Genomic DNA, 23,663 nt, shown 5'->3' with positions numbered 1-23,663 from the left:
TCACGCCGCACTTACGGCAGGGATTCTACAGAGTTTTTAACTCGGGAACACCGGCGACGAAGTTTCCCGCTCTGCCCCCTCCGCTAGTCCATCCTCAAGCACTTATTTGATACTGCGCAGCATTCAGTTGCCCCTCCGCATTGGGCGCAGACCGGCCTTGTACCGCTGATACAACGCGGTGAATGCTTTCCCATAGGCCCCGCGCCAGTTGAGAACCACAAGCCGAGACAATAGTGACAATCTGTCGGCCAGAGGGAAAGGCTTGGCCAATTTGAGCGCATGGGCCGAGAAAGTGAAAAACGGCAGTACAGCTTCGATGCGGCCACTTCGCAGAACACGCCATGCGTCCGCGCCGCTACTGGCTCCCGACACACCGAGTTCCAACCAGCCGTCATCGGTTCGATTTATGTTTCCACGCGAGGCAAGGAACAGATCGATCGCCCAATCTGCCGCCCAGAATGACTGACCGATGACATCACATTGGCGCAGGATTGCGGTCCGAACCACAGAGTAGTACACAGCTTGAGATTGCCAGCAGTGGTCCATAAAGCCCGCAAAGCGTTCGGCCGGAGTGCCGACAAGCGAGAAGGTGACATTGTCCGCTTCGGCCTGCCCCTTGAACCTGTTCGGGCAGGTTGACGCTACATGGTCGACATTTTCGTCCAGGAAGTTGATATTTAATTCCAAGAAATTGCTTGACCGCGTATCGTCTGCAGCAAGCCAATGAAAATATTCACCCACTGCTTTATCTAAAACGAACTTAAAATTAGCAGCGGCGCCAATATTATTTTCCTGACGAAAGTATTTCACTCGAGGATTGATTGCAGCCATTTCTCGGCAAATTTGAGCCGTATTATCCGTGGATGCATTGTCAGAGATGATCACCTCATAGTCACGGAACGACTGAGAATTTATAGATCTGAGAGCCTGCTCAAGAGACGCCTCGCCATTGTAGACGGGAATGCCGATACTTATTCGAACTTGGCCATTCACGTTCACATCTTCCACGTTCACATCTTCCTGCGCAGGAACCCGCGTGGCGCCACTGAGATCAGCGGCTTGCTATCGATGGAGTCATCGATCTCGAACTCCGGATGGGTCTCAAAGTGCTTCCAAACGACGGTTTTCGGGTTGTTCCCGTGTCCCCAGAGACGATCCGGATGGGCACCGACCGGCAGGTCTTCGACAATCGTCGCCGCAATATCCTGCGGGCGGCCAAGCGCGGCGAAATGGTATGGGTATCGAGCACTAGTGGACGCGGAAATCCATTGAGAAGAAAGGAGCGTAAGTTCTTGGGTTTTGCCCTGTTCGGCGACTTCCTCGGCACATTCAGCGCAAGCTTTTTCGTGCTCGTTCACGGGCGCTTTCCTATCTCAATTCGCACTTGATACTCTTCTCCCCATCCCGAAACCAACATCCTCGACCGGCTCAGCATAACTTCGCCGCACAAACGCCTGCGCCGCCATGTGGATCACCAGAGCCGGGTTGTGCGATGCGCAATGACTCCACGAGTTTAGAAGGATCGCGGATGTCCGCAAGTGCTTCCCCGGAGAGTAGTTTGCGCGCCGACGCCAATCCGAACAGGCTCGGTTTCCGTTTGGGGGCAGGGCATAGCCGTACACGCCGCATCCCAACCGCTTAAGCAGCGCCGTCATCCAACTGCCCTCGAACCCCGTGTGACCGATCAGGAACACGCGTTTGCCGGCGACCACAGCGCCGAGGAGACGGGAGCTCACGTCCAGACGTTCCAGGTGCCGCCCCGCCAGTCAGAAATGCGGCGCACAAGCGGCTAGAACTGCTGGCCGAGCAGGCCGTACTTCGTCTAGCGCACTTTGTATTTGACGATGACGTGCCTGCATATGTTGCGCTGCAAGTGGTTACGGCAATACTCGACAGGGGCAAGCGTAATCCCCAAGACCCAAGTTGCAGTTGAGGTTACGGACGCACCATCATAGTACCGACCTGGCAAGCCGGCTAATCGACGTTGCGTGTGGACCCCGTAATGCGCTGCACGGCAGGATAATTAAAGAAGGGATAGGTGAAACCCCAAGTAGCAGTGTGGTGGGCACCGAAGCACTGCCCGCACCCAGCGCCGCCCGGTCGCATTCCGAACTCAAGATTGACCGCGGGACCTCCGCGGAAGTTGAAGATAGCGGTGACGCCCGACGGTTACCTATGTTGCGTGTGCTAGAGCCATAACACCAATCAGCGGCCGTCCACGATTCATTCAACCGCTTGCGCAGCCCAATCAATCGGATACCCCGCTCGCGGTCGTCTCACCGGATGCATTTCGGTCATACCATGGTTTTGCAATCAGGGGACAGTGAGCGTCCGCTAGTGCCACTGTTGGTAACCAACGGCCAGCTGGCCGGGGCCACCCAGCCAAAGCACATCTGAGAGGCGAGGACTAATGTCGTGGCAGCGGCGTCGTCCTACTATTCGACACACGGAAGGCAGGATTCGTCGTGAAGTTTGCGCTGGCGAGCTACGGAACCCGCGGCGACATCGAACCCAGCACCGCCGTCGGACGCGAACTGCAGCGCAGAGGGCATGAAGTCCGGCTGGCCGTCCCGCCCAACCTGGTGGATCTCGTCGAGGCGGCCGGGCTTGATGTGGTCCCCTACGGACCGGATCAGCAACAAGGGTTCTGGGACGTGGACTTCCTCCGCAAGTTCTGGAAGGTCCGGCAGGTGCTCGACTCGTGGCGCCAAACTCAGGACCTGCTGCAAGTTTCGTTGGGCGAGATGAGCGCGACGCTGGTGGCGCTGGCCGACGGCGCCGATCTGCTGTTCACCGGCCCCGGTTTCCCTCAGGTCCCCGCCAATGTCGCGGAGTACTACGGCATTCCCTTGGCCGCGATGCATTACTTTCCGATGCTGCCCAACGGCCAACTCGCGCCGAATGTGCCCGCGCCGCTGGTACGCACCGCGATGACGCTGCTGGACTGGCCGCAGCGCGTCGTAACCAAGAGGGCCGAGGACGCACAACGCCGCGAACTGGGCCTGCCGAAGGCCACTGGGCCGGCCCCCCGCCGCATCAGCGCGCGTGGATCGCTGGAGATCCAAGCCTACGACCAGGTTGTGTTCCCCGGATTGGCCGACGAATGGGCCAAATGGCGCGATCAACGGCCGTTCGTGGGCACCCTGACGATAGCGATGTCCACGGAGGCCGATGAGGATGTCGCGGCGTGGATTGCTGCCGGAACTCCGCCGATTTTCTTCGGCTTCGGCAGTACGGCGGTGAAGTCTCCAGCCCAAACAATCGAGATGATCGGCTCGGCGTGCGCAAGGTTGGGCGAGCGAGCACTGGTCGGCTCGGGCGGGAGTGACTTCAGCACCGTGCCTCATTTCGATCACGTCAAAGTGGTTGGCCCGGTGAACTATGCCACTGTCTTCCCCGCCTGCCGGGCGGTCGTCCACCACAGCGGCGCCGGCACCACGGCCGCCGGCCTGCGCGCCGGGGTGCCGACGCTGAGCCTGTGGAGCCTGGGTGATCAGAGGATTTGGGCCGGCCAGGTCAAACGACTGCAGGTGGGCACCGCCCGGCCCTTTTCGGCCACCACCCAAGAAACACTCGTCGGCGACCTGCGCGAGATCCTCGCCCCGGATTGTGTCGACCGTGCCCGCGACATCGCCACCCGGATGACCAATCCCGCCGAAAGTGCCGCCAAGACAGCCGATCTGCTCGAAAATTTCGCCCGCATGCCGGCAACGAACAACTAGACGGCAACTGAAAGGCCTTGCTCCTGATGAAATTCGCCCTGGCAAGCTACGGGACGCGCGGCGATATCGAGCCGTCCGCCGCTGTCGGCCGCGAACTGCAGCGCCGGGGGCACGAAGTCTGTTTGGCGGTCCCCCCCGGATTGATGGACTTCGCCGAGGAGGCTGAGCTGGCGGCCGTGGCTTACGGGCCACCGATAGAGAAATTTCTGGATGAGGATTTCCTGCGCAATATGTGGACGAATTTTTTCCGGAGCGCCTGGACGATCAGCGGCCCGATCAACCTGGTGCGCAAAATCTGGGAGCCCATCATCGTGCATTGGGCCCAGGTGAATACGACCCTGATGTCGCTGGCGGAGGGAGCCGACCTGCTATCCACCGGCATCAACTTTGAACAGGCCGCAGCCAACGTGGCGGAGCACTACGACATTCCGCTGGCCACGCTGCATCACTTCCCCATGCGGGCCAACGGCCAGCTCGTCCCGAGCATGCCGGCTCCCCTGGTCCGTTCCACGATGACGGCGATCGAATGGCTGTTTTGGCGCTCGACGAAGAAGGTCGAAGACGAGCAGCGCCGCGAACTGGGCCTGTCGAGCGCGGCATCGCGTTCACAGCGAAGGATCGCCGAGCGAGGATCGCTGGAAATCCAGGGCTACGACGAGGTGTGCTTTCCCGGGCTCGCCGCCGAGTGGGCGGAATGGGATGGCCGCAGACCATTCGTCGGCGCGCTGACAATGGAGTTGACGACCAAGGCCGACGACGGGGTCACATCGTGGATCGCCGCGGGAACACCGCCGATCTGCTTCGGCTCGGGCAGCATACCGGTGGAATCCCCCACCGAGTTGGTCGAAATGATCAGCGCGACGTGCGCGGAGTTGGGCGAGCGCGCGTTGGTGTGCTTCGGCGGAACGGACTTCACGAACGTTCCACATCCCGATCACGTCAAGCTGGTAGGCCCAGTGAACTACGCGACCGTTTTCCCCGGCTGTCGCGCTGTAGTTCATCACGGCGGCTCGGGCACCACTGCCGCGAGCCTGCGCGCGGGGATCCCCACGCTGGTGCTGTGGAGCTCGGCCGATCAGCCGTACTGGGGAGCTCAAGTCAAACGGCTGAAAGTCGGGGCCGCCCGGCGCTTTTCGACCGCCACCCAGGAGACGCTGATTACCGATCTGCGCGAGATCCTGACCCCGCAATACACCAGCCGCGCCCGCGAACTCGCTACCCGGATGACCAAACCCGAAGAAAGCATTGGCCGCACGGCTGATCTCTTAGAAGATGCCGCCCGCCGGAAGGCGTCCGTCTGAGCGAACTATTTGGCCGGCTTGATCAGCAGGCCCTGCCCGGTGGGCAGTGCGCAGATCGATACCCCCAACTCAGCCGCCAAGATATCCATAGCGACGCGCTGCTCGTCACGCCCTCGGTTCGCGTAGTCGTCGAGGAGCACAAAGGCGCCTGGTGTCAGCAGCGGCCAAAAGTGGCGCAGCGCAGCGATTTCGGGCGGAGCGCAGTTCATGTCAATGTGCAGGTAAGCGACCGCGCGCGCCTCGACTTGCTCCAGGGTCTCCGGAACCGTACCAACGATGATGCGTTGGTTTTTCCACTGCGCGAAATTGGCGCGGACACCCTCGACGCCGCTGACATACATCCCATTGCGCAGCTTGAGCTGGCTTCGTTCAACTTCCCCCGATTCGCGTTCCCCGTCGGTGACGAAGCGGGGATCGATCCCCGAGAAGGTGTCGAGCAAATAGAAGGTTTTGCCGGTCCGATCCCAGTCGAGGCGCTCCATGATGGCGCTGCTCAAGAACCCGTAACTGACGCCACACTCGACGAAATCGCCGTCCAGCAGGTTCGCGTTCTGCGCCACCCATAGCCCGACGTGCACCCGCCATTGCCACTGATACCAGTCCTGGTCGGGCAGAGCGCGCGCACCGCGTTGGTAAGCGCGCTGGAAAGCGGGGTCGTCGAGGAACGCATCGTTGTGGAAGCTGATCAGCCCGTCGCTTGCGTACACGTCTGGTAGCACGGCGCGCGCGAGCCAGTACTCAAAGCGCACCCACCACATCAGCAGGTTTGTTTTTGCGTTTAGACCGGTGGCCACGGCGGCAACCATAGCATTGGCGCGCACCTTGTCTCCGGCGAATCGGACGGGTTCACTACCAACTCATTTGACTTAGTATGCAGCAGCTCGGAAAGCAAACATGTTCGTAGACAAGCGGTTTCCCGCGAACGGCATTTGCCGTCCGTGCTTTTGGGAACCCAGACATTACAGCTGTGCGATGGTCATGGCTTGCGCCACAGCACGCCGGTGCCATCGATTTCCACGATCTCAGCAGTTACTCCGTGCTTCTCGCGGTAGTCCGTTACCGCTTGCTCACACGCTTTCAGCGCGTAGTAGTCATCGATGATGCAATAACCTCCGGGCGACAACCGGGGATAAAGCGCATCCAGGGCCTGAATCGTCGATTCGTACAAGTCACCATCAAGCCTCAGTACCGAGATCTGCTCAATCGGAGCGTCGACCAATGTGTCTTTGAACCATCCCGGCAGAATACGAACCTGCTCGTCCAGCAGCCCGTAACGCTCGAAATTCGCTCGAACCTCTGCCTCAGATACCCCAAGCACGTTCGCATGCCGGTGCAATCTAATACCCTTATCCGCCTTGTAATTCGTCGTGTCCGGAGGAGGCACTCCGGCGAACGAATCACACAGCCACACCTTCCGCGTCTGGTCCCCGTAAGCCGCAAGGACCGCACGGATCAAAATCGCAGCGCCGCCCCGCCACACACCACACTCGACCAGATCACCCGGAATGCCATCGTCCAGAACGGTCTCCACACAGTGCTGCAAACTGGTCAGCCGTTGCATGCCAATCATGGTCAAAGCATCCGCCGGCCAATCCAGGCCGCGATCCCGCGCGTACTCATTGAACGGGCGTTTGCGCACCAGCATGAAATTCCGCGCGTTGAAAAGTGGCCGCCCCAGCCGGTACAACCCCACCGGCACCAGTTCATCCTGGCCATATCGAGTGAGGTCACGACGGAGTAGATCGAGGTACGCAGACCGCGAGTCGCGATCAGTCACGGTCAAAACTGTCCTCTCCTCGCATGTCACTTACTCCCAGTCATGGAGCCTAGACGCCCCTACGACGCCATCGACGCGTTCCACGTTCTTCTGTCAACTCCCCCGGTCGACCAGCAATCATGTTAGCTGAGTACCCAGCACCTCACCTCCGACTCGCGTTGCCGAAGCGCACCTGCGACGTCGGATGCACAGGAGGCCAGCTACCGAAACCCCGCCGGTCCGGACGCCCCCCACTTCTCTCGACGCAACGCGGGGGTGGCTCCCAGACTAGCGTCGATCACGCAAAGCGTCCGTTATGCGCGAAACTTTCAAGCAAATCAACTGCACGGCTGACGCTATCTGCAGCCGGCGTCATCTGGGGCGCGATGGCTCGGGCGCGGGTGGCGTATTCCGGTTTAAGGATCTCCCGCAGATCCTCGACCAATGTTTCCTGGGTGGTGGCCGAAAACTTCCGGCCGGCACCCACTTTCAGCTGTTTGAGATGACCGCCCCAGAACGGCTGGTCTCCCGCTGTCCAAAGAATCAGGGTGGGAAGACCCGCGCGAAGTCCCGCGGCCGTGGTGCCCGACCCACCATGGTGCACTACGGCGCGGCAACCCGGGAAGATCTTCGCGTAGTTCACCGCCGCGGCCATCTTGATGTGATCGAAATGCGGCACTTCGCTGAAGTCGGCCCAACCGGCGCAAATCAAGGCGCGCTCGCCCAATTGCTGGCACGCCGCCGCGATCATTTCGACCGTATCGGCCGGAGATTCGCTGACCGGCATGCTGCCAAAGCCGAAAACAATCGGAGGTGTCCCAGCGTGCACCCATGACGCGACATCGTCGTCGACATCCGTCGTCAGGCCCATCGTCAGGGCGCCGACGAAAGGCCGCCGCTCACCCCATTTCGCCCATTCTTTCGCCAGCCCGGGGAAGCACACCTCGTCGTATGCCTGCAGTTCCAGTGACCCGCGCCGAGCGATCCGCTGCGGCGACGCACAGTCGGTTTTCGGTAGGCCGAGTTTACGGCGCTGCGTGTCCTCGGCCTTCTTGTTCATGCGCCAGACCATCCAGTCGTACGCCGCCATACCGGTCCGGACGAGTGGCGAAGGCAGGTTCGGAATGAGCTGACCGTTGGGGCGCATCGGGATGTAATGCAGCACAGCCAACGGGATGTCGTAGTACTCAGCCACGTTCGTCGCGAGGTCCTGGTACAGCTGCCCGGTGAAGAGCACGTCGGACCCCGCGGTCAGCGCCGTAAGAGTCGTGCTCATGTCCGTCCAGGACCGTAGAACAGGCTCCCAGGCTTCACGCACCAACTCGATCGGACCCTTGACAGTCCAAAACGTGCGACGGAATCTCGACCAGAAGTTGCGCAGGAACTCGTCGTCCCAGAACGCCTGCATGTCCGGTCCATAGGCAACCGCATCCAGCCCGGCAGTCTCGGCCAGGGCGAGCAAGTTGGGCGGAATAGCTATGCGAACTTCATGCCCCCTGCGCAGCAGTTCGCGTCCCGCTGCGAGAGCGGGCTCGACATCCCCACGAGTTCCATAACATGCCAGAGCAAATTTCATCGCGAGGCTAGACCTATCACTTCCGATGGTTGTAAGCAAGCCCAGGCTAGCGTGCTTACCCCTGGTTCAGACGGGTCTTTCATGGTTCAAGTTCCCCCAAATTCGCCGTAGCAACAGATACATCTTACCGGGCCCCTGCCTGCTATCAGAAGACGTGATGGGAGGGCAAAGGCGGTCTGCGGATTTACTATTCAATAACGCAACACCTCCGCAAAGTTTTGATTACACTGCTGCCGCCGGACGAATGACGAGTTGCACCGGGCAGCGAATCAAACCGGCGGGTTCGGGTTATATCCCCGGACAATTGGCGGTGAGCCGCGTTCACCAATTAGGCGTAATGCTTCGTGCGAGCGAAGTTTTCGACTAGATCTGCGGCGGTGCTGACGCTCTCGGCGGGCTTGGTCATCCGGGTAGCGAGCGCGCGCGCCCTCGTCGCATACTCCGCGTCGAGGATCCGGCGCAGGTCCGCAACCATCGATTCGCGGGCGGTGCTCGAAAAGCGCCGGGAGGTCCCTACTTTCAGTTTTTTGAGCTGCGATCCCCAGATCGTCTGGTTGGGGTCCATCGAGAGAATCAACGTGGGAACTCCGGCGCGCATGCTTGCGGCCGTGGTTCCCGAGCCACCGTGATGCACAACCGCGCGGCAGGCGGGAAAGACCTTTGCGTAATTGACCGCTCCCACCACCTTGACGTGTTCGGAATACACAACGCCGCTGAAGTCACTCCAGCCGGCACACACCAATGCCCGTTCTCCCAACTCCGCGCAGGCGGCACTGATCATCTCGATCGTGTCGGCCGGCGATTCCACCGGCATGCTGCCAAAACCGAAGCAGATTGGTGGTGTGCCGGCGGCGATCCACGACGCGACCTCGTCGTCGACGTCTGTCGTCAACTCCATCGTCAGCGTGCCGACGAAGGGGCGGTGGCCATCCCATTTCGCCCACTCGGTCGCCAGCCCGGGAAAGCAAGCCTCGTCGTAGCCCTGGATTTCCAGGGATTGGCGCTCGGCGATCCGTCCCGGGGAGGGCCCGATTGCCTTGGATAGGCCGAGCTCACGCCGCTGCGTGTCCTCGATTTTCTTATTAAGGCGCCAGCAGAACCAGTCGAACACCGTCATCGCGTAGCGGGCCACCGGCGAGGGCAGGATCGAAACGACCTGCCCGTTGGGCCGCACCGGGACATGATGCAGCGTGACCAGCGGAAGGTCGTAATACTCAGCAATATTGGCGGCCAGTTCCTGGTAACTCAGCCCCGCGAACAGCAGGTCGGCGTCCTTCGCCAGCGACACCAGCGTTGTGCTCATCTGTGTCCAGGTCTGGTCGCTGAGCTCCCACATCTCGTGCCACAGCCTTCTCAACTGCCGGATCCGCCAGAACCTGCTGAAGAAAGAGGTCCAGAAGTTGCGGTACACGTCCAGCCAGGTCCGCGTATCCAGCCCGTAGGAGACCGCCGGAAGCCCGGCCGCCTCGACGAATTCCATCAGGTCGGGCGCGACGGCCATCCGCACATCGTGGCCCCTGCGCTGTAGTTCTCGTGCGACAACGAGGGAAGGCTCGACATCACCCCGAGTTCCATAGCATGCCAGCACAAATTTCATTGCGGATCCAAAGCTTACGGTTGTTTGGCGGTCATGGCTTACGCCACAGCACACCTGTGCCGTCGATTTCTACGATATCGGCAGATATGCCCTGCTTTTCACGATAATCCGCCACGGCCTGCTCACATGCTTTCAGCGCGTGGTAGTCGTCAATGATGCAATAACCGCCGGACGATAGTTTCGGGTAGAGAGCATCGAGAGCCTGAATCGTCGATTCATACAGATCCCCATCGAGCCTCAACACCGCAATCTGCTCGATCGGAGCGTCCGCCAACGTGTCCTTGAACCAGCCAGGGATAAACCGCACCTGATCGTCCAGCAAGCCATAACGCTCGAAGTTCGCCCTTACTTCCGCCTCTGGGACTCCCAGTATTTTCGCATGACGATGCAGCTTAATTCCCTTGTCGGCTTTGTAATTCGCAGGATCTGGGGGTGGTACGCCGGCGAATGAATCACACAGCCACACCTTCCGCGTCAGGTCCCCGTAAGCCGAAAGGACCGCACGCATCAAAATCGCAGCGCCGCCCCGCCACACGCCACACTCGACCAGATCACCCGGAATACCGTCGGCCAGCACGGACTCCACGCAATGCTGCAGACTGATCAGCCGCTGCATCCCAATCATCGTCAGAGCATCCGTTGGCCAATCCAGGCCCAGGTTCCGAGCATGCTCGTTAAACGGATATTTACGGACCAGCATAAAATTACGGCTATTGAAAACAGGCCGCCCCAGGCGGTGCCACCCGACGGGCACCAGCTGATCGTGACCGTATCTTGTGAGGTCACGACGGAGTAGGTCGAGATACGCCGATCGCGAGTCGCATTCAGCTGCGGTCAAAACTGCCCCTTACTTCCCATACGTCTACTTCTTCTTCCCATGTGTCAGCCGGTTGCTCAGCCTAGATGTCCGCCGACCCCGCCAACTCGTTTCGCGGCTTTCCCTCATGCTCGGGCGCAACCTGTGACCGTGACCTCGACGAAGCCAGACAGTCTTCGAAGGCGGCTTGGGCTTTGCTCGCTGGGGAGCCAACCAATCGAACTTCACGGACTCATGGCGTGGGGCAGTCTACCGCCAATCGCCGGTCAACCTAGCGCGTCCGGTCGAGCTTACCCAGACCCGTGATCTCGAGACTCACCGATTTCCGCGACCCAGCGGCACCGAGCAGGAAAAGCATGTCGCTTATCGGAGCGCCTAACCAGAATCGCCAGAACGGCTTTCGGAAGCACTTCACCGTGAAGCTGCCCTCCCCGATCAACCAATAAACCGGAAGCGCGACCAAGCGGTAAAAGATGCGTTTCCACCGGTGGGAAACCATCTCGAGATTCATCTCCATCATCTCGAGACCCCAGGCCCGGTATTGCCATTCCAGCTCGTAGCGATTCTGAAACTCGAAGAACGCCCGCATTTCGCCATTGGTGACGAGGTACTCGTCGAAGACAAGGATGGACCCCGGCACGAAGTGTTCCTTGCACGTCTCCAATCCATGCAGGCAACTCTCATATGTGTCCAAATCCATGTGAAACAGCCTGATCGGCGCGTTCGGCCGGTCTGCCAGAAATGGAGCCAGCGTGTCGTAAGTGCTGCCCTTGACGAACTGGACTTTACGGCCGAGAGCGTCAGGTAAGCCCTCACGAAAAGTCACGCCGGTGTCGTGCATAAAACGTTGAGCGAACGGATCCGTTAAGGAAAACGTTCCGCGTTTGACGACATGATCCTCGAGTTTCCAGTCCTCAACGAGACCCTCGAAGCTGTCGAAGCCGTAGACCATTCGATCGCTGGCATCGGATATGAGCCTTGTTGACCACCCGATCCAGACGCCGAGATCCAGGATCAATTCGTCGGAGCCGCCCAGGGACGGCCCCGCCAAGTTCGACGCTTCGGACAACAATGTGTGGCCCCGAATCCGACGTCGGCGCAGATCCGACATGGTCTGGCGAACAAAATCGCCATATGCCTCGTCATAAATCCTGGTGTCCCGCGCATATAAATTGGGAATGTAGCGACCACGCCCCGGATAAACAATGCGCGCACAAATCAGCAACCCCAGGAGTACTCCGATCGGGATCAAGAGAGTCGGCACGTAAAAGCATGCTGTGGCCACGACAAGCGCGCTGCCAATGAGGACCGCTTTCCACAGACGATGAACTGTCGTCCGCTCCACCGCCCGCTTGTCGACCACAACGCCCACCGGTGACCTCCCTGTCCTGGCTACACTAATAGCGAATCACTTCAATTGCGGAATGAATCACGCGATTGCCCGTAAGTCATCTTGAGCCCCCCAGCCAACTCAGCGTCACCGCGTCCGGAGCCGGCCCGCGTGGCTTGTCCTTTGACCCACGGCGTCATCGCGGGCCGTGCGCACCCGCTCGTTAAAGGACCCGCCATTCATAGCGCGGGTGCCGTTAATTGCGACCGGCATGTTCGGCTACCGGGCGGTTTGATTCGAGTGTGTGATCGGTTGCCGTGGAAGGGGATTCGTACTGTTGTCCGATCCATTCCAGCAGTTCGCGCAATCCATCGTCGAGCGTCCACTTGGGACGCCAATCCAGCGCTTCTTTCGCGGGCTCGATGTCGCAGCTCGCGGCACGCACATCGCCATCGCGGAATTTCGATACGACGACCGGTTCGGGCGCCCCGCAGACGGCGCTGATCGTTTGCGCCAGTTCATGGATCGTTGTCGGGGTGCCTGACCCGATGTCGAGGCAGCGTTGCTCGGCCGCGGGTTGCTGGACCGAAGCAAAAAGCGCGTCGACCACGTCGTCGATGTACACGAAATCGCGCACGATCCGACCGTCTTCGTAGACCTCCAGCGCGTGTTGCTCGCGGGCCAACCGCGCGAAGAGAGCAACTATCCCCGTATACGAATTGGTCAGCGACTGGCCTGGCCCATAGACGTTCTGCAGTCGCAGCACGCTGACGTTCGTGTCGTGCGCGGCGGTCCAGGCGGCGAGCGTGTGCTCCTGGGCGAGCTTGGTCGCCGCGTACACGTTGGTGGGCCGAGGCTCTGTCCGGTCTGCGCAGCTCGCAAGTGGCACCGCACGTTCACCCGTAGGGCCTTGCGGATCCCAGATGCCGGCCGCCAGCTGTGCATGGCTGCGCGGCCGCGGATAGAAGGTTTGTGCACCGGATTGCCAAGCGCCCTCGCCGTAGATGGCCCTCGACGACGCCAGCACCAGCTGGTCGGGCACAAGTCCCGAGCGGCTCAGGGCGTCCAGCAGCTGGGTGGTGCCCACGACGTTGACGGATCCGTGACGGGTCGCCTCCGACAGGGACTGTGCCGTTCCCGTCTCGGCTGCCAGATGAACGATCTGGGACGGACGGAACAACCGAAGAACGGCATCCCAGTCGGGCGCGTGGGTGACGTCGCCGGTGAATAACCGCACGGATGCCGGCAAGTCGATCGCTTGACCTGTGGCGTGCACTTGCGGGTGCAGGACATCGAGCACAGCGACGTCATAACCGGCTTTGATGAGGCGGCGCGACAGCGCCGACCCGATGAATCCAGCTCCACCAGTGATAAGCACGGATTGTGTCAAGGGTCGACGTCTCCCGTTGGTCTGCAGGGTTGGTAGCACGAACACATGCATTGTCGAGAATGGGTTCAGTCGATCATATATATGACCGCGGGTGCGTCAGCAGCATTCCCGAGATAAGGCGGCTAGACGCGGGTAGTTGCCGATCGATTCGAGACCGGTTCCAAGCCGCTAGGCCCAGGTTCCGCGGCGCCCGTGTGCCATCGCGACAAGCTCCATCATCGGCATCGCAACCGACGGCCGCAGCAACCTGAACAGTATTTTCTTGGACCGGCTGCTGAAGTCCTCACACGCCGTGCGTAACTCGTCGCTTTCGCGATACGACTGTGTTGTAGACCACTGAAATCCAGTCCGCACCGACAAGCCCCTTCCCTTTCACGCATCCGGAGTGGCGCTGGCGCCGGAGATCAGGAGTGAGGAACGCCTCGATTGCATCTTCTTGGTGCGTGTTCAATTCGATGTCGAGCGTCGTGGCGATCCGCTTTATCTCCCGCGGCCAGTCGTCGAGGAAGTCGGCGTAGTCAACGAACACGCGCGGCAGACGGCGGGTGCACCGCTCCGCCATGAGGCTGTATTTCAACCACAGGGCACCCGAGAGCTCGCGCGACACTCGCCAGGTCGCGGCGACGGACGAGATCACCTCCAACGGGTGGCGTACCGCGATCACGACCGCAACGTCGAGCCCGGCCCGTCGTGCCGCTTCGAACCAGAGTTCAGTCAGCGTCGTAATCCGGGGTTCTTTGATCACCAGCAGCGGCGCGTCTGGCAGCCCAGTGAGATACTCCTGAATCGAAGCGATGCAGGCGGCCTTCTCTTCAGCATCGAGCGCGTCGTCCATCGAGCGCAGCGAAGGATCAAACCACGCGCTCTGGTGGCGATAGAGGATGCCTTCGTTGATGGCGATGGCCTTGCGCGGTTCCCAATAGCCGCGCGGATTGCCCGCGTCGGCGCCCAACATCCCGGCAGGTAACGCAACACCACACAGAGAAAGAACGCGGGTAATTGCCGACGTACCGGACCGTTGCGGCCCCAGCACGAATAGCACCGTGCGACGCACGCTGTTTGGCAGGCCAGTCATGGGCGCCGTCCCGTGCCGGATGCGGCTCGCGCGCCCGTCGCGGTGCAACACCGACTTTTAATCATTACCCAAGGTAATTTACGGGACCGAAAGGAAATTGGCACGGGCACTTCGATGGTGGATCTGGGTGTACGCACCAAGAAGCCCTTTCACTCGGCCCCTAACCTCGTGGTTCTTTGGCTGGCACCGAGTGTACACCATCGAGGGTTCGCTGATAATACCGCCGAACCCGGCATTTCGAGGGGGAACTCGGATCAACCAGCGACGGCGCCAGGCTCGCTGAACGGCGCCCCGAATTCGCTCACCGGCCGGAACCCATGCTTGCGGGCCTTACCGACGCCCACCCGCAGCAGATTGCCCAACGTGGCCACCCCGGAGTGATCCAGCACCAGGAACGGTGACAACAATCGGTTGTGCACGAACGAGAACGCGAGCCCGGACGCGGGGTCGGCCCAACCGAACGAACCGCCCATTCCGACGTGCCCGAATCCCGGCATCACGTTGCCGAACGGCACGCCGTGATAGCCCAGGTGGAATGACAAGGGCACCATGATGTTTCGGTCCCGCTTCAGGCTCCGCCGTCCGGCTAGTCCGGCGACAATCTCCGGCGACAAGAATCGGATGCCGTCGATCTCGCCGCCATTGGCGATGGCGCCGTACATCCGCGCCAGACCACGAGCCGTTGCCACCCCGTTCGCTGCCGGCATCTCAGCATCCAGGAGCGGGATATCGCCTTGCACCGCGGCCATCACGCCACGGAACTACAACGAGCGGAATCCACCGGACAGCTCGGTAGCCACCTTGCGTGCCGCATAGCCGATGATCGGATTGCCGATGACGTGCTGCGGCATGATGATTTCGGCTACCCGCGTCGGGGCGCCAGCGGGCGGGCGGCCCAAGTGCATGCCGTCGGTGCCCAGTGGCTCTGCCAGTTCTTCGCGAATCAGTGCGCGCATCCCCTTGCCGGTCACGGCACGGGCCAGGCCGGACATCAGCCAGCCGAAGGTCAGCGCGTGGTAGGCCGGTTTGCCCAGCAAGCGTCCGGGAGACGCAGCTGCCAGCCGCTCTTCCATGACGAGGTGATCCAGCAGGTCTTCCTGCGTGGCTCCGCGCAAGCCCGACAAGCCGCCCCGGTGCCTCATCACCTCGCGAATCGTGAGGGTCGATTTGCCGTTGGCCCCGAACTCACGCCAGTACTCGGCGACCGGGGCTTCGTAGTCGATCAGGCCCCGATCGGCGAGCCGGTGGATCACGGTCGACGCCATGCCCTTGGTCGCCGAGAAAACCATCGGCGCCCGGTCAGCCGTCCAGGGCAGCTGCCCCGCCCGGTCCGACCAGCCCGTCCACACATCGACGACGGGTTGGCCATCGAGATAGACCGCCAGCGCTCCGCCGCCGAATCGACGTCCGGGGAACAGGCTCGAAAAACCGCGTACGACGCAAGAGAAATTTGGGTCCACCGAACCGAACACACGATGACCTGCGTCAGGGGCATCGTCGGAGGGATTCGCGCGGTGATCGACCCCATTGTCTACCGTCACAATTTTGAATTTACTTTGGATCAGCCTGTGTCAAGCGCAAACACGGATTAATTTACCTTTCCGTTAGCGAGACGCCGCGTCTAGTATTTGCTGGGCCGCCATCGCAGGGGTCAGCTCGCCGGCTTTGACTTGCCGCTCCAACTCGGCGCGCATCTTGCGCACCCCCGGATTGGACAGCACCCGGTCCAGGACGGTGTCCCGGACCATCTGCCAGGTCCAGTCGACCTGTTGGGATCGCCGTCGAGCATCGAACTCCCCCGCCTCGCTGAGCACCTCCCGATGGCGCTCGACGGTGTCCCACATCTCGGTCAAACCGGTCCTCTCCATCGCACTCATCGTGAGAACTGGTGGCCGCCATAGGGTTTCACGAGGATAGATCAGCCTGATCGCGGACGAGAGCTCGCGTGCGGCTTTGCGCGCCTCGGGTAGGTGATCGCCGTCGGCTTTATTCACCACCACGATGTCGGCGAGCTCCAGCACGCCTTTTTTGATGCCCTGCAGCTGGTCTCCGGCGCGCGCCAGAGTCAGCAGCAGGAAGGTGTCGACCATGTTGGCCACGGCCACCTCGGATTGGCCCACCCCGACCGTTTCGATGAGGATGATGTCGAAACCGGCCGCTTCCAGTAGGACGACAGTCTCCCGGGTGGCCTTTGCTACGCCCCCCAGCGTTCCCGACGTAGGCGACGGCCGAATGTAGGCATCCGGGTGCGCCGCCAATCGCGACATCCGGGTTTTGTCGCCGAGGATCGAGCCGCCCGTGCGCGTCGAGGAGGGGTCGACCGCCAGGACCGCCACCCGGTGGCCACGGTCGATCAGGTGCATACCCAATGACTCGATGGTGGTGGACTTTCCAACCCCGGGGACCCCGGTGATGCCCACCCGATGGGCGTTTCCGGAGTCGGGCAGCAAGTCGAGCAGCAGCTGCTGCGCCCGCTCGCGATGGTCGCCGCGGGTGGACTCCAGCATCGTGATGGCCCGGGGCAGCGCGGCCCGGTCCCCGCTGCGAATGGCCTCGGCTAGCCCTTCGACGGCCTCACGATCGGCCTTGCCGGCATTGGTCGCCATCTAGCTGAGGTGGTAACCCAACCGCTCGGCGAGCTTGTGCAGCAAGCCGATCGCGGCGTCGGCAATCACCGTGCCGGGCGGGAAGATGGCCGCGGCGCCGGCCTCGTACAGCTCGTCGAAGTCACCGGGCGGAATGACGCCACCGACCACGATCATGATGTCGGACCGACCGACCTCGGCCAGCGCGTCACGCAACGCCGGCACCAGGGTCAGGTGTCCGGCGGCCAGCGAGGACACGCCGACCACATGGACGTCGTTGTCGGCAGCCTGGCGGGCCACCTCCTCGGGCGTGGAGAACAGCGAACCGACGTCCACGTCGAAGCCGATGTCGGCGAACGCCGTTGCGATGACCTTCTGACCGCGATCGTGGCCGTCCTGGCCCATCTTGGCCACCAGAATCCTGGGCCGGCGGCCGTCGGCCTCGGCGAACTTCTCGACTAGTTCGGTGGCGCTTGCCATGTTCGGAGCCTTTCCGGCTTCGTCGCGATAGACGCCGGCGATGGTACGGATCTCCGCCTGGTGGCGGCCGTACACCCTCTCCAGCGCATCCGAGATCTCCCCGACCGTGGCCTTGGCACGCGCGGCGTTGATGGCCAGCGCCAGCAGATTGTTGCCCAGCCCATCTTCCCCGGCGCGGCCCTGTGCGGCGGCCGCCCGGGACAACTCTGCCAGGGCGGCCTCGACTTCCTGCGAATCCCGGCTTGCCCGCAGGTCTTTCAGTTTGGCCAACTGCTCGGCGCGCACCCGGCTGTTTTCGACCTTGAGGACCTCGACCTCCTGATCCTCTTCGACCTGATACTTGTTGATCCCGACCACCGGCTGGATCCCCGCGTCGATCCGGGCTTGGGTCCGCGCGGCGGCCTCCTCGATTCGCAGCTTGGGAATGCCATCGTCGATGGCCTGCGCCATCCCGCCGTGCTCGGCAACCTCGGCGATGTGGGCACGCGCGCGCTGCGCGAGCTGATGAGTCAGCCACTCCACGTAATAGGAGCCGCCCCACGGGTCGATCGGCCGTGTGGTGCCTGACTCCTGCTGCAGCACCAGCTGGGTGTTGCGAGCGATCCGGGCGGAGAAGTCGGTGGGCAGCGCCAGCGCTTCGTCCAGCGCGTTGGTGTGCAGTGACTGGGTGTGGCCCTGCGTTGCGGCCATCGCCTCGATACAGGTGCGGGCAACGTTGTTGAACGCGTCTTGGGCGGTCAGCGACCAGCCTGAGGTCTGTGAATGTGTGCGCAGTGACAGCGATTTCGCGCTCTTCGGGTCGAACTGGCTGACTAATTCGCTCCACAGCAACCGGCCGGCGCGCAGTTTGGCGATTTCCATGAAGAAGTTCATCCCAATGCCCCAGAAGAAGGACAGCCGGGGCGCGAACTTGTCGATGTCCAGGTCGGCGTCCAAGCCTGCCTTGATGTAGTCGACCCCGTCGGCCAGCGTGTAGGCCAGCTCCAAATCCGCTGTAGCACCGGCCTCTTGGATGTGGTAGCCAGAAATCGAGATGGAGTTGAACTTCGGCATCTTGGCGCTGGAGTAGCCGAAGATATCGGAGATGATGCGCATCGACGGCTTGGGCGGATAGATGTAGGTGTTACGCACCATGAACTCTTTGAGGATGTCGTTCTGGATGGTGCCGGCCAGCTTCTCCGGTGGCACCCCCTGCTCCTCGGCCGCCACCACGTACAACGCCAGGATCGGCAGCACGGCGCCGTTCATCGTCATCGATACCGACACCGTGGACAGGTCGATGCCGTCGAACAGCTGCCGCATGTCTAGAATGGAATCGATTGCCACACCGGCCATTCCAACGTCGCCCTGAACGCGGGGATGGTCGGAGTCGTAGCCGCGGTGGGTGGCCAGGTCGAAGGCCACCGACAGGCCCTTCTGGCCGGCGGCCAGGTTCCGACGGTAGAACGCGTTGGACTCCGCGGCGGTGGAGAAGCCGGCGTATTGCCGAATTGTCCACGGCTGGTTGACATACATCGTCGGATACGGGCCGCGCACAAACGGTGGTTCGCCGGGGAAACTTTTCAGCGGATAGCCGTCGGCCTCGACGGCCGCACGATCGGCGGCGATGTACACCGGCTTGACGTCAATGTCTTCCGGGGTACGCCAGACTAGCTGGTCTGGCGTGTACCAGTGCGCGGCAGCCGCCGCGGCGACATGCTCGTCCACGGCAGCTTCGGTGGGCTGCTGGCCCGCTCGATCGCCGTGCAATGGAATGTCGGCGAAACTGCCTATCACAGGAGTAGACGTTGTCATCTTGTTACGCCCCCAACCGAGTGAGCAGATCCGAAAGCGCTTCGACCGCATTGATTTTAGCTGTCAGGTATTCGTCGGGCCGGTGCTGCGGGCCAGTGTCGGCCACCGCCTTTTCCGGCCCCGCCAAGTAGACCCTGGACACTCCGGCGGCACGCGCCGCGTCGACGGCTCCCGCCGCCTCGGTGCCGTAACGCTTGTCGGTACCGCAGATCACCGCCACGGCGGGCGATCCCGCATCGGACACCGCCGCGGCGACGGCCCCGGTGTCCAGCGTTCCCGGGTTGACCGCCTCGATGCCGCCCGAAGCCAGCAGGTTCGCCGCGAATGTGGCGCGGATGTTGTGCTCGGCCAGCGGCCCCAGTGGAAGCAACAGCGCCTGCGGGCGGGCACCGGTGCGGGCCAGGAAGGCGTCCGAGCGATCGCGTAGCGCCTCGAACGCGGCAGAGTAGCGCTGCAGGTTGCCAACATCCGGCTGGCCGATCGAATCACTTTGCGGCAGTGTGGGTTCGGTCAAGTTCGGAAATTCGTTGACGCCGGTGATCGCCGTACGGCGATGCGCGATGTCGTCGGCACGCCGTCCGGCGATGTCAGCGATCGCCTCGGCGATGTAGTCACGAGCGTCGACGAACCCGCCGCGAGCCTCGACGGCCTGGAATTGCTCCCACGCCCGCTGCGCAAGCTGTTTGGTGAGATCTTCGACGAACCACGATCCACCGGCGGGATCCAGCACCCGCCCCACGTGCGACTCCTCTAGCAGCAGCAGCTGTGTGTTGCGTGCAATTCGGCACGCGAAACTTCTTGCCGTGCCCGGAAACCCGCCCGGGATCGCGATATCGAACGGGAAAACCAGCACGGTGTCGGCGCCGCCGACCCCGGCACCGAAGGCGGCAAGCGTGCAGCGCAACATGTTCACCCACGGATCGCGCTGGGTCATCATCGGCAGCGACGTTTGCGCGTGCACGATCGCCCCGCCGGCGTCGGGTTCGCCGACAACCTCTGCGACCCGCGCCCACAGCTGACGCGCTGCGCGCATCTTGGCGATCGTCATGAACTGATCGTCATCGGCGACAAGCCGAAAACTGATCTGGCCCAGCGCTTTACCCACCGGCATCCCCGCCTCGGTGAGCACCCGCAGATAGGCGACCGCGGCCGCGATTCCGGCGGCCAGTTCCCAGGTCGCGTTGGCGCCGAGGTTGTGGAAGGCGGTCCCGTCGACGGTGATTGCCCGCACGCCGCGCTCGTCGGTCACGCGCGAAGCCACCGCGACGACGTCGTCGATCGCCGCCGCAGGACGCCCGCTCAGCGCCGCGGTCAAAGGGTCGGCGCCCAGGTCAATCGACAAGGTGGCACGCTGGTCGGCTTCGACGTCGGCCACCAGGGCGAGCATCGCGTCGGCCGCCGCCACGTAGTCGGCACCGGCCTCGATGATGATCGGCGCCATGCTCAGGTAGACGCCCGAGAGCAGCACCTCGAGGTCCTGGGCCGTCGCACCGTCCGTCCCCACGCGGATCAGCAGCGCGCTGACCCCGTCGCCGAGCGCACCCAACACGGCCGCGTTGGCTTCGGCGGCGGTGGCTGCGGCGCCCGGAAACGCCTCGACGACCTTCCAGCCGGATTTCACGTCGCGGAACGGGTCCCCGCCACGCAGGTAGGGCCACTCGCCGGGCAGCGACGGTTCGGGCAGCTCGTCGAACGCTGTGTAAAGCGGGCGTACGGCGAACCCGTCGTATGTCTGGGTGTCCAGCAGATGCTCGGGCTGTTCGCCCAACTCGGCGGGTTCCTTGCGGGCACTCTTGGCAAGCACACCTGCCACCGCGGTGCGCCAGCGCTCGCGAACCTGTTCTAGGTTGGCGAGCTCGGGTACGTCAATGGACACCGACGGCTCCTGTTTTCGCAGCTATTGGCAACGTTGCTTGAGGTTGCGGAGGACACGCGACTCACTAATCAGGCTAATTGATTGCCCCCGCCGCCAAAAACCGCGAGGTGAATCGATCGAGCCAGGACAAGCCGAAACGCCAGGCCCGGGATACAAGTTATTCATTTCTGGCCCGTAACGTTTAGTGGCGTGACGGGCTCCGCCACTTCCAAAACCACCAGCACGCTGCGCAGTCTCTGGCGCGCGCTGGGGATGACCACGCGCCAGGTGTCCCGGCCGCGCGCTCTGGCGGCAGTGGTCGGTATCACACTCTTGGTTGCGCTGGCGCTATGTGTTCCATTGCCCAGCGCGGTGCAGCTGCGCGATTGGGCTCAATCGTTGGGGCCTTGGTTCCCGTTGGCGTTTCTGATCGCGCACACCGTTGTCACGGTGGTGCCAATCCCGCGCACGGCGTTCACCCTGGCCGCGGGGCTGCTGTTCGGCCCCGCCCTGGGCGTGCTGATCGCGGTGGTTGCCAGTACCGCTAGCGCGGTGTTGGCGCTGGTGCTGGTCCGCGCTGCAGGGTGGCGGTTCGACCGGCTGGTTCGCTACCGAGCGCTGCACCGGGCCGACCAGCGGCTGCGCGAGCGGGGCTGGGTGTCGGTCCTGTCGCTGCGGCTGATTCCCGTCCTGCCGTTTTCGGCGGTCAACTACGCCGCCGCCGCGTCCGCGGTCGGCATCAGGCCGTACACGCTGGCCACGCTGGCCGGTCTACTGCCCGGCACCGCCGCGGTGGTTTTTCTCGGCGACGCGCTGGCCGGTCACCCCAGCCCGCTGCTCTTCTTGGTGTCGCTGGTCACCAGTGCGCTGGGGCTCACGGGGCTGTTCGTCGAAGTCCGTCATTACCGCCGACGACACCACACAGCGCACCCCGACGAGCCCGCTTCCGAGCCGGTCATTATCAGCTAACCGGGCCGGACTGTTGAGTGCGGCAGCCAGTTGCCTGAAAGATCTACTCAATGGAGCGGGTCTACGCGCAGCAGCTAGCGACTTTCGGTTTGCAGCCGTCGCGGGCGGGCCTGCTCGTGCTCCTGCTCGGCGCCCTCGCGTCGGTGGGCGTCGCTGTCTTGTCGTTCCTGCTCGATCGGATCAGGCTGTATCGCGTACCGACCGGCGGCGTGGTCGTCGCGTCGGCCGTCTCGTACCCGCATGCCGCACGGGAGCGAACGCGCGCCTCGTGGCTGACGATCGCAGCCGCATTCGCCGCCGCTGTGTGCATGACGGCCATCTGGCTGGCACCCAAGCACATCGAGCGCGTGCAAGAACCCGCGCCCATTCCCGAACTGACCCCCATCGCATTGCCGGCGTCGACGGCCGCCGGCCCGGGCGCGGGCATCTATGTTGAATACGCCGATGGCTCCGGCGGAATGGGTTGCACTGCCGGCTTTTTAGTGCGTACCAGCACGGGTGAGGCTGGTCTTCTCACCGCCGGTCATTGCAATCGGCCCCACACACCAAGCAAGGTGGTGATGAACCTCGGCGGAATCCTCCCGTACGCAAAGCTGGGCACATTCGCCCGCACAGTCAGCGAAGGCGTGCACAACGAGCAACACGACATCGGCCTGATCGTGCTCGACGGCGACAACGTCCCGCGGAGTTCGGCAGTCGCCACCACGCTGCCGATCACGGGGGTCACCACCGATCTGTCGATCGGACAGGAACTGTGCAAATTCGGCATGAGTAGCGGTGAGGCCGAATGCGGCCCGGTGCTCGACGTCACCGAGAGCAAGGTCTCGTTCTTGGCGGGCGGTCAATGCGGCGATTCCGGCGGCCCGGTCTATCTGATTCAAAACGACGGCACCGCCACGGCGGTCGGCATCGACATCCGTGGCAGCAATCCTGCCACTCCCAACGCGGGCTGCCTGGCCCCGGCCAAATTCTCGGTGGCCGAGCTAGTACAGCCGTGGCTGAACAAATGGCAGCTAACCGCCGCGATCGCGCAACGACCCGGTCCGCGCTAAAGACCGGACGCACCACCGTCTTGATCCGACGAGCAATGTGGGGAGCCGCATGACATCCGACAACAACTCCATCGGCGCACCCGGGCGGCGATTCTCCACCGCGGCGTTACTTGGTGCCGGTCTGGTTGGCCTGATCCTCGGCGCGATCGCCGCGTTCGCGATCACCGGCCTGGTGTTTACGATCCGCGTCCAGCTGCCCCCGCCGCCCTATCCGCCGCCGTTCTCGTCGACACCGCCGTCAGGGTATCCCGCGCCGTCTGCCATCACACCGGCGCCAGCGCCGAGTGCCGTGCCGATGCCACCATTGCCGCCGGGGCCCCACGCGCTGCCGCCGTCACCGCGGCTCGATCCGGTCTCGCCGTAG

At 62.7% G+C, this 23,663-nt stretch carries 18 protein-coding genes and 2 pseudogenes; 5 read left to right on the top strand and 15 right to left on the bottom strand.

Going from position 1 to position 23,663, the window contains the following annotated elements:
- Nucleotides 1–123: 123 nt before the first annotated feature.
- Genes DB708_RS14180 through DB708_RS28215 form a run of 3 tightly spaced genes read right to left on the bottom strand, consistent with a single transcriptional unit; the run spans nt 124 to nt 1,694 of the window.
- Nucleotides 124–1,008, bottom strand: coding sequence for a glycosyltransferase family 2 protein (locus DB708_RS14180; protein ID WP_235616764.1), 885 nt, complete (start codon nt 1,006–1,008; stop codon nt 124–126).
- Nucleotides 1,009–1,010: 2 nt separating this feature from the next.
- On the bottom strand, nt 1,011–1,358 hold the full coding sequence (locus tag DB708_RS14175; protein ID WP_108922779.1) for a CmcI family methyltransferase: 348 nt from the start codon (nt 1,356–1,358) through the stop codon (nt 1,011–1,013).
- A gap of 15 nt (nt 1,359–1,373) precedes the next feature.
- Nucleotides 1,374–1,694: an NAD-dependent epimerase/dehydratase family protein gene (locus tag DB708_RS28215; protein WP_369692930.1), complete on the bottom strand. Its 321-nt coding sequence runs from the start codon at nt 1,692–1,694 to the stop codon at nt 1,374–1,376.
- Nucleotides 1,695–2,465: 771 nt separating this feature from the next.
- On the opposite strand from DB708_RS28215, the gene DB708_RS14170 reads away from it, so the two are divergent.
- Complete coding sequence (locus tag DB708_RS14170) at nt 2,466–3,722, top strand: glycosyltransferase (protein ID WP_108922777.1); 1,257 nt, start codon at nt 2,466–2,468, stop codon at nt 3,720–3,722.
- Nucleotides 3,723–3,748: 26 nt separating this feature from the next.
- Nucleotides 3,749–5,023 (top strand): glycosyltransferase, encoded by a 1,275-nt coding sequence (locus DB708_RS14165; RefSeq protein ID WP_108922775.1) that lies wholly within the window; start codon nt 3,749–3,751, stop codon nt 5,021–5,023.
- A gap of 5 nt (nt 5,024–5,028) precedes the next feature.
- Here the strand turns inward: DB708_RS14165 and DB708_RS14160 are convergent, their stop codons facing one another.
- The 12 genes and pseudogenes from DB708_RS14160 to mutA form a co-directional block, all read right to left on the bottom strand.
- On the bottom strand, nt 5,029–5,829 hold the full coding sequence (locus tag DB708_RS14160; RefSeq protein ID WP_201263521.1) for a class I SAM-dependent methyltransferase: 801 nt from the start codon (nt 5,827–5,829) through the stop codon (nt 5,029–5,031).
- 170 nt (nt 5,830–5,999) lie between these two features.
- Nucleotides 6,000–6,806, bottom strand: a complete 807-nt coding sequence (locus DB708_RS14155; RefSeq protein WP_108922774.1) for a TylF/MycF/NovP-related O-methyltransferase — start codon at nt 6,804–6,806, stop codon at nt 6,000–6,002.
- Nucleotides 6,807–7,077: 271 nt separating this feature from the next.
- A complete protein-coding gene (locus tag DB708_RS14150) occupies nt 7,078–8,355 on the bottom strand; it encodes a glycosyltransferase (protein WP_108922772.1) in 1,278 nt (425 codons plus the stop codon).
- Nucleotides 8,356–8,683: 328 nt separating this feature from the next.
- Nucleotides 8,684–9,952: a glycosyltransferase gene (locus DB708_RS14145; RefSeq protein WP_108922770.1), complete on the bottom strand. Its 1,269-nt coding sequence runs from the start codon at nt 9,950–9,952 to the stop codon at nt 8,684–8,686.
- A 31-nt stretch (nt 9,953–9,983) separates the two neighbouring features.
- Nucleotides 9,984–10,790, bottom strand: a complete 807-nt coding sequence (locus tag DB708_RS14140) for a TylF/MycF/NovP-related O-methyltransferase (RefSeq protein ID WP_108922768.1) — start codon at nt 10,788–10,790, stop codon at nt 9,984–9,986.
- A 250-nt stretch (nt 10,791–11,040) separates the two neighbouring features.
- Nucleotides 11,041–12,141 (bottom strand): class I SAM-dependent methyltransferase, encoded by a 1,101-nt coding sequence (locus DB708_RS14135; protein ID WP_165839821.1) that lies wholly within the window; start codon nt 12,139–12,141, stop codon nt 11,041–11,043.
- A 214-nt stretch (nt 12,142–12,355) separates the two neighbouring features.
- Entirely contained in the window at nt 12,356–13,477 is a 1,122-nt protein-coding gene (locus DB708_RS14130) for an NAD-dependent epimerase/dehydratase family protein (protein ID WP_108922766.1), read from the bottom strand.
- Between the two features lie 180 nt (nt 13,478–13,657).
- Nucleotides 13,658–14,564: pseudogene (locus tag DB708_RS14125) on the bottom strand (sulfotransferase family protein).
- A gap of 254 nt (nt 14,565–14,818) precedes the next feature.
- A pseudogene (gene lipL, locus DB708_RS14120) lies at nt 14,819–16,105 on the bottom strand (esterase/beta-lactamase LipL).
- A gap of 63 nt (nt 16,106–16,168) precedes the next feature.
- The gene (gene meaB, locus DB708_RS14115) at nt 16,169–17,170 is read right to left on the bottom strand and encodes a methylmalonyl Co-A mutase-associated GTPase MeaB (RefSeq protein ID WP_108922764.1); all 1,002 of its coding nucleotides are present in this window, start codon (nt 17,168–17,170) and stop codon (nt 16,169–16,171) included.
- Nucleotides 17,171–19,423, bottom strand: a complete 2,253-nt coding sequence (gene scpA, locus DB708_RS14110; RefSeq protein WP_108922762.1) for a methylmalonyl-CoA mutase — start codon at nt 19,421–19,423, stop codon at nt 17,171–17,173. It lies immediately after the preceding gene.
- A 4-nt stretch (nt 19,424–19,427) separates the two neighbouring features.
- A complete protein-coding gene (gene mutA, locus DB708_RS14105; RefSeq protein ID WP_108922760.1) occupies nt 19,428–21,299 on the bottom strand; it encodes a methylmalonyl-CoA mutase small subunit in 1,872 nt (623 codons plus the stop codon).
- A gap of 189 nt (nt 21,300–21,488) precedes the next feature.
- Here mutA and DB708_RS14100 point away from each other — a divergent pair, with 189 nt between their 5' ends.
- The 3 genes from DB708_RS14100 to DB708_RS14090 are packed head-to-tail and all read left to right on the top strand — an operon-like array spanning nt 21,489 to nt 23,663.
- Nucleotides 21,489–22,247 carry a TVP38/TMEM64 family protein gene (locus DB708_RS14100; protein WP_235616763.1) on the top strand — a complete coding sequence of 253 codons (759 nt, stop codon included), beginning with the start codon at nt 21,489–21,491 and terminating at the stop codon, nt 22,245–22,247.
- Nucleotides 22,248–22,297: 50 nt separating this feature from the next.
- On the top strand, nt 22,298–23,299 hold the full coding sequence (locus tag DB708_RS14095; protein ID WP_108922758.1) for a S1 family peptidase: 1,002 nt from the start codon (nt 22,298–22,300) through the stop codon (nt 23,297–23,299).
- Between the two features lie 49 nt (nt 23,300–23,348).
- Complete coding sequence (locus DB708_RS14090; protein WP_108922756.1) at nt 23,349–23,663, top strand: hypothetical protein; 315 nt, start codon at nt 23,349–23,351, stop codon at nt 23,661–23,663.

Origin of the sequence: Mycobacterium montefiorense, assembly GCF_003112775.1 — a bacterium.
Lineage (GTDB): Bacteria > Actinomycetota > Actinomycetes > Mycobacteriales > Mycobacteriaceae > Mycobacterium > Mycobacterium montefiorense.
Note: the sequence above shows the minus strand (reverse complement) of the source record. Positions and strands in the feature narration are given on the sequence as shown.

Excerpts from the sequence above, each read along its gene's own strand:
- DB708_RS14165 (WP_108922775.1), top strand. The coding sequence starts at position 3,749 with ATGAAATTCGCCCTGGCAAGCTACGGGACGCGCGGCGATATCGAGCCG.
- DB708_RS14160 (WP_201263521.1), bottom strand. The coding sequence starts at position 5,829 with ATGGTTGCCGCCGTGGCCACCGGTCTAAACGCAAAAACAAACCTGCTG.
- DB708_RS14150 (WP_108922772.1), bottom strand. The coding sequence starts at position 8,355 with ATGAAATTTGCTCTGGCATGTTATGGAACTCGTGGGGATGTCGAGCCC.
- DB708_RS14145 (WP_108922770.1), bottom strand. The coding sequence starts at position 9,952 with ATGAAATTTGTGCTGGCATGCTATGGAACTCGGGGTGATGTCGAGCCT.
- meaB (WP_108922764.1), bottom strand. The coding sequence starts at position 17,170 with ATGGCGACCAATGCCGGCAAGGCCGATCGTGAGGCCGTCGAAGGGCTA.
- scpA (WP_108922762.1), bottom strand. The coding sequence starts at position 19,423 with ATGACAACGTCTACTCCTGTGATAGGCAGTTTCGCCGACATTCCATTG.
- DB708_RS14095 (WP_108922758.1), top strand. The coding sequence starts at position 22,298 with ATGGAGCGGGTCTACGCGCAGCAGCTAGCGACTTTCGGTTTGCAGCCG.
- DB708_RS14090 (WP_108922756.1), top strand. The coding sequence starts at position 23,349 with ATGACATCCGACAACAACTCCATCGGCGCACCCGGGCGGCGATTCTCC.